General features: G+C 70.6%; 7 protein-coding genes. 2 read left to right on the forward strand and 5 right to left on the reverse strand.

Annotated features, from left to right (window positions below):
* Nucleotides 1-84 precede the first annotated feature (84 nt).
* Complete coding sequence (locus E1286_RS45200) at nt 85-570, reverse strand: glutathione peroxidase (RefSeq protein WP_132623274.1); 486 nt, start codon at nt 568-570, stop codon at nt 85-87.
* 187 nt (nt 571-757) lie between these two features.
* On the opposite strand from E1286_RS45200, the gene E1286_RS45205 reads away from it, so the two are divergent.
* Nucleotides 758-1156 carry an aggregation-promoting factor C-terminal-like domain-containing protein gene (locus E1286_RS45205; RefSeq protein WP_342776337.1) on the forward strand — a complete coding sequence of 133 codons (399 nt, stop codon included), beginning with the start codon at nt 758-760 and terminating at the stop codon, nt 1154-1156.
* Nucleotides 1157-1490: 334 nt separating this feature from the next.
* Nucleotides 1491-1952, forward strand: coding sequence for an aggregation-promoting factor C-terminal-like domain-containing protein (locus E1286_RS45210; RefSeq protein WP_246075697.1), 462 nt, complete (start codon nt 1491-1493; stop codon nt 1950-1952).
* A 27-nt stretch (nt 1953-1979) separates the two neighbouring features.
* On the opposite strand, the gene E1286_RS45215 is transcribed toward E1286_RS45210, so the two are convergent.
* The 4 genes from E1286_RS45215 to E1286_RS45230 form a co-directional block, all read right to left on the reverse strand.
* Entirely contained in the window at nt 1980-2621 is a 642-nt protein-coding gene (locus E1286_RS45215; RefSeq protein WP_132623276.1) for a TetR/AcrR family transcriptional regulator C-terminal domain-containing protein, read from the reverse strand.
* Between the two features lie 25 nt (nt 2622-2646).
* Entirely contained in the window at nt 2647-4833 is a 2187-nt protein-coding gene (locus tag E1286_RS45220; RefSeq protein ID WP_132623278.1) for a transglycosylase domain-containing protein, read from the reverse strand.
* Nucleotides 4833-5798, reverse strand: coding sequence for a class A beta-lactamase (gene bla, locus E1286_RS45225; protein ID WP_132623280.1), 966 nt, complete (start codon nt 5796-5798; stop codon nt 4833-4835). Before bla ends, E1286_RS45220 begins: the two co-directional genes overlap by 1 nt.
* A gap of 122 nt (nt 5799-5920) precedes the next feature.
* The coding region (locus E1286_RS45230) for an MFS transporter (RefSeq protein WP_132623282.1) at nt 5921-6493 on the reverse strand (573 nt) is incomplete at its 5' end.

The raw sequence follows: 6493 nt of genomic DNA on the forward strand, positions 1-6493 counted from the left end.
CTCGGATCCTCGACGTAAAGACGCGCCCGCCCCTGCCAGGGCGGGCGCGTCTTTACGTCGAGGATCCGAGCCCGCGGCGGACGGTCAGAGGAGTTTCTCGATCGCCGCGGTGACGGCCGGGTCGTCCGGAGTGGTGCCGGGGCGGAAACGAGCCACGACGCGGCCGTCCCGGTCCACCAGGAACTTCTCGAAGTTCCACTGCACGTCCCCCGCCTCGCCGCTCTCGTCCGGCGTCTGGGCGAGCCGCTCGTACAGGGGGTGGCGGCCGGGGCCGTTCACGTCGGCCTTGGCCAGGAGCGGGAAGTCCACGCCGTACGTCGCGGCGCAGAACTCCTGGATCTCCTCCGCCGTGCCGGGCTCCTGGCCGGCGAACTGGTTGCACGGCATGCCGATCACCGTGAAGCCGCGTGGTCCGTACGTGCGCTGAAGCTCGACGAGGCCGGCGTACTGCGGGGTCAGGCCACATCGGGACGCCACGTTGACGATCAAAGCGGCCTGGCCGGCCGTCAGCTCCCCCAGGGTCGTGGAAGCGTCCGCGAGCGTGCGGAGCGGGATGTCGTTGAGACTCATCCTCCGACACTACAGAACCAGTAAACCCACGATTGTGACATAGCCCTCAATTTCACCATGAAGGCACTGGAAAAGCATATATCGGGATCTTTACTGACGATCCACCTTTTCATGGTCAATTCGCAGTAAAGGTTACCTATCGGGCAATGTGGCGCGGTCCCCTGAACCCCTTCGAAAGGGAACCCGCATGCCCATGCTCCGCCGTACCGGCGTCCTGGTCCTCACCGCCACCCTCGTGGCGGCGGGCAGCGCCCCGGCCGCACAGGCGCAGAGCTCCCAGAGCAGTGTCAGGAACAAGTCCATCGCCAAGCCCATGGTGTCCGAGCGAGGATGGAGCACGGCCCAGTACAGGTGCCTGGTGAAGCTCTGGCACCGCGAGAGCGGCTGGAACCACCGCGCCGCCAACGGCTCGTCGGGCGCCTACGGCATCCCCCAGGCGCTTCCCGGACACAAGATGGCCTCCTCGGGACGCGACTGGCGCACCAACCCCCGCACCCAGATCAAATGGGGCCTTCGTTACATCAAGCAGCGGTACGGCACGCCGTGTCGCGCCTGGGGCCACTTCCAATCCCACCGTTGGTACTGAGCCAAACCCCAGACTTGCCCGCTTTTTCCGCCACGGCCCGCCCAATCAGGCGACGGACCGGGCAAACCCGGCCCAGCGAGAGGGCCTTTCACCCGCAACGATCACACAAACACCTGTCCTTCGCGTGTCACGAGATGTGACGCTCCGTGACCGCGCGTATTAGGAATCGTGCTAGAGGACACGTCGCGGTGCCCTCCGGGCCGCCCAGCACGATCGGGCGGAACAGGATCCCGGAGGGCCGCGCGGACCCTCCGCGTCCGAGCCACGGACGCGGACCGGCACAGGCGCCGCTTGGCGGCGCCCGTCCGCACGCGACCCGACAGCAAGGATCGATTTGGACAGCAAACGTGCGCTGAGCAGCACTATCATCACCGTCACCGCATTCGCCGCCCTGGGCGCCACGGCTCCGGCCAGGGCCGAGCCGGGCGAGTCACCGGTCAAGACCCGGGTCTGGACGACGTCGGCGCAGCCGAAGTTCGCCGGGGTCAGGCCCGCCGACAGGAACAAGAGAATCGCCCTGGACCACGTCGTCCGCCGTTCCTGGAACTACCGGGAGTTCCGTTGCCTGGACAACCTGTGGACCCGGGAGAGCGGCTGGAACCACCGGGCGCACAACCGCTCGTCGGGAGCGTACGGCATCCCGCAGGCGCTCCCTGCGGGCAAGATGCGCATCTCCGGCCGCGACTGGAGGTCGAACCCTGATACACAGATCCGGTGGGGCCTGGCCTACATCAAGGGCAGGTACGGCAAACCGTGCGGCGCCTGGGGCCACTTCAGATCGCACAACTGGTACTAGCGGGCTCCGGAGGGCATCCGGAACAGCTCACCGGGTGCCCTCCCGACGCCCCGCATGCGCCTCCATCGCCTTGATCAGCAACTCCAGCCCGAACTCGAACTCGGCCTCGTGGTCACACGCCGACAGCAGCCCCGCCAGCGCGCTGACCTCGGGGAACAGCTCCGGATCGACCCCCTCCGCGGTGAGCGGCCTGGCCTGCGCGAACGCGGGCGTCAGACCGACCTCCCTCAGCAGCGACCCCACCACGTACGCGATGAACATCCGCAGCATCCGCACCGCGTCGGCCCCCTCGAACCCGGCGCCGCGCAGCGTGGCCAGCGCCCGCTCGACCGGCAGCAGACCGGCGGCGGAGTGGAGCTGGCGGCTGACCACGAGCATCGTGCAGCGCGGATAGTCGTGGGCGATCTGGCGGAACGCCCGCGCCTGCACGCGCACCCGGTCGCTCCAGTGCGCGCCCGGGTCGTCGGTGAACTCGATCCGGTTCAGCACCGTCTCGGCCACCGCCCCGAGCAGGGCGTCCTTGTTGGGCACGTGGTTGTAGAGCGACATCACGCCCACGCCCAGCTCGGCGGCGATGCGCCGCATGGAGACGGCGTCGGCGCCCTCCCGCTCGATGAGCCCGACGGCCGCGGTGACGATGCGGCCTCGGGTGAGGGGCTCGCTGGGCATAGCTCATTCTAGGTACGCGCGCCGCTCACCTCTGCGGGTTCGCGGAGGTCGCGGTCGCCGAGGGAGAGGGCGCCGGTGAGGCCGACGTCCCGGCCTCGGGCTCACCGTCCTGGTTCTCCTCCTCGGGTTTCTTCTCCGGCTCAGGGCGGCAGGACGAGCGGCAGCCGCCGAACCGGGACGAGTCGATCGGGACGAACTCCGACGGCGGCACCGTCCGCAGCGCCGCGATCATCGTGTCCCGCCAGATCGGCCCCGGGATCGTGGCGCCCTGGACGGCGCCGTAGTAGCGGCCGCCGATCGTCACGCCCGTCAGCTTGTACCGCTGGGAGCCGCGCGGGTCGCCGAGGCTCACCGCGCTCGCCAGGTCGGGCGTGAAGCCGGCGAACCAGGCCGCCGCGTAGTCGTCGGTCGTGCCGGTCTTGCCCGCGGCGTCGCGGCCGATACCGCCGTACGCGCTCATCGTCCCCTGGGTGAAGACCCCGGACAGCACGTCGGCGGCGGCGTCCGCGATGGCCGGCTCCAGCGCCTGCCGGCACTTGGGACGGTAGCGGGTGGTGCGGCCGTCGCGGTCGGTGATCCGCGTGATCGCCATCGGGGCACAGTACTCGCCGCGCGCCGCGATGGCCGCGTACGCCCCGGCCAGCGTCACCGGGTCCATCTCGTTGATGCCGAGGGTGAACGTCTCGAACTCGCGCAGCTTCTTCCCGTCGGCGCGCCGCACGCCGAGGGCCTTGGCGGTCTTGACGGTGTCGCAGAGCCCCACCCGCTCCTCCAACTCCATGAAGAACGTGTTCACGGAGGCCCAGGTGCCGGTGCGCAACGACTTCCAGCCGGGCGAGCCCTCGTCGTTGGTGACGGTGTGGCTGGGGTCGCCGATGTTCGAGCCCGCGCAGGTGCGGAACGTCGAGTACGCGGGCGCCCGGTAGCCGGCCCCTGCCTCCAGGCCGTCGTCCAGCCGCAGGCCCTCCTTCAGCGCCGTGATCAGGGTGAAGGTCTTGAAGGTGGACCCGGCCTGGAACCCGGCCCCGCCGCCGTGCGCGGCGTCGGCGACGACGTTGTAGGAGATCTCGTTCTCGTCGGCGTCCGCCCCGAAACGGCGGCTCGCGGCCATCGCCTTGATCGCTCCCGTGCCGGGCTCGACCAGGGCCTCGGAGGCGACCGGCCGGTCGGAGGCGCGGACGTAGCGCTTGATCGACCGGTCGGCGGCGGACTGCATGGCCGGGTCGAGAGTGGTCTCGATGGTCAGGCCGCCGCGGTTGAGCCTGGCCAGCCGGGCCTCGGCCGTGGCGCCGAAGTCGGGGTTGCCCAGGATCTCATGCCGGACATACAGGCAAAAGTACGGATATTTGCTGGCTTCGCAGCCTCCGGGGAGCTTGGTGCCTTTGTAGCCCAGCTTGGCGGCTTTCGCCGTCGCCGCCTGCTCCTTCGTGATCTCGCCCAGCTCGGCCATCCGGTCGAGGACGACGTTGCGCCGTTTCAGCAGCCGCTCCCGCTGCTGCGCGCCGAGGTTGGGGTCGGTGGCGTTCGGGTCCTGCACGGCGCCGGCCAGGGTCGCGGCCTGCGGCAGGGTCAGCTCGGCCGCCGAGATACCGAAGAAGCGCCGGGCGGCGGCCTCCACACCGTACGCACTCGCCCCGAAGTACGCGATGTTCAGATATTTCTCGAGAATCTGGTCCTTGGTGTACTTCTTCTCGATCCCCATGGCGTACCGCAACTCGTTGAGCTTGCGCGCGTACGTCGGCGCCAGGGCGGCGTCCCGCTCCTGCTGCGTCTCGGCCGAGTTGAGCAGCACCTGCTTGACGTACTGCTGGGTGATGCTGGAGCCGCCCTGGCTCACCCGGCCCGACTGCAGGTTCGTGGCCAGCGCGCGCAGCGTGCCCTCGAGGTCGATGGCGCCGTGCTCGTAGAAGCGGAAGTCCTCGATGGCCACGATCGCGGTGCGCATGATCGGGGCGATCCCGTCCAGGCCGACGACCTCGCGGTACTCCTCGTAGAAGCGGGCGATCACGCCGCCGTGCGCGTCCCGCACGATGGTGACCTCGGCCGGCGGCGGCTCGCGGAGGTCGGCGGGCTTGAGGTTCACCTCGTTCGCGGCGGCCATGAAGCCGGCCCCCGCGCCGCCCACGGTGGGCAGCGCGATGGCCGCGAGCAGGACGCCCGCCGCCGCCCCCGAGGCGGCGAGCCGTAGGATCTGCGTCCCCCGTGGCGTCATCAGAGCCTGCCGAGCCCGCGGGCGAGGATGGTGGCGGTGTCGGCGAGTGCCTTGTCCTGGGCGGCGGCGCCGGCCGTGCGGCCGTTGGTGTAGACCGCCATGATGACGGGCGCGGCGCCCTTCTTCGGCCAGGCGACGGCGATGTCGTTGGCGGTGCCGTACGTGCCGCCCGTTCCGGTCTTGTCGCCGACGATCCACGAGGCGGGCAGCCCGGCGCGGATGCGGGCGTCGCCGGTGGTGTTGGCGACGAGCCAGCCGTTGAGCCGCTCGCGGTCCTTGGCCGGCAGCGCGTCGCCGGCGGTGACCAGGCGCAGGTCGCGGGCGATGGCCGCGGGCGTGGTGGTGTCGCGCTTCTCCTTGGGGCTCCAGTCGTTCAGCTCGGTCTCCCAGCGGTCGAGGCGGGAGATCGGGTCCTTCAGCGTGCGGAAGTAGCGCGTCAGGCCGGCGGGACCGCCCAGCTGCTTGAGCAGCATGTTGGCGGCCGTGTTGTCGCTGCGGGTGATCGCCGCGTGGCACAGCTGCGCGACCGTCAGCCCGTCCTTGACGTGCTTCTCGGTGATCGGGGAGTTCGGCTTGAGCTCGGCGGCCGTCCACTTGACGACCTTGTCCATGAGGCCGGGCTCGCTGGTACGGGCCTTGTGCAGCACGGCCGCGGCGGCCATCGCCTTGAACGTGGAGGCCAGCGCGAACCGCTCCCCCGACCGGTAGCCGATCGTCCGGCCGGTGGCGGTGTCGATCGCGTACGCGCCGATCCGGACCCCGAGCGACCGCTCCAGGTCGCGCAGTTCCTTCTTGGCCTGGGCCGCATCGGGCAGCGCCTGCACGTCCCGCACGGCGGCGGGGGCCGCGGCGGCCGGGCCCGCCGTGACGGCCCCGCCCGCGAGGAGGGAGCCCGTGAGAAGGGAGATCGTCAGAACGGCCGCTTCCAGCGCGGCCGTGCGGCGGCGGGCGCGGAGGTCTCGCATGTCGAATCCTTACTGTCGTCTGCCGTGATCCGTCAGAGGTCAGGAGCAAAGCAGATGCGATCAGTCGATGTCTAATAGCGATATCACAAACAGATCCATATCCGTTTGCGCATGACACCAGGTCAGACGGGGTCTTTGCGGATTCTCGCCAAGATCATCACGCCTGCGGTGAACAGGCCGCCGGCGTGCAGGCACAGCGTCGCCACGATGCCGATGCGGTCGCCGAGCACGCCCGCGAGCGCCATGCCGAGCAGCGAGGTGGCGGCCTGGGCGCCGCCGAGGAGGCCGAAGAGCGCGCCCCGGCGGCCGTCCGGGACACTGCGCTGCGCGAGCGTGGTCAGTCCCGCCATCGCGGCGGCGGCCGGGACCCCGGCCACGACGATCAGCACGAGCGCGGGCCACAGCGCCGGCCACGCGAGGGGGTAGACGAACAGGGCCAGGTCCGCCAGGCCGAAGACGACCGTCCCCCAGCCCAGCAGCGCACGCGGGGAGGTGGCGCCCGGCCAGGCGGCGACCGCGAGGCCGCCGGCGATCCCGCCGACCGCCTGCACCGACAGGAACAGCCCGTACGCGTCCCCGGCCCCGCCGAGCACGCCGGCCACGAACGGCGCCGCCAGCGTCGCGAAGATCCCCTCCCCCAGCCCCGTGATCACCATGTACGCCAGGAGCGGCCGCACAGCCACGTCCCGCAGCCC

It is taken from the genome of Nonomuraea terrae (assembly GCF_004348995.1).
Classification (GTDB): domain Bacteria; phylum Actinomycetota; class Actinomycetes; order Streptosporangiales; family Streptosporangiaceae; genus Nonomuraea; species Nonomuraea terrae.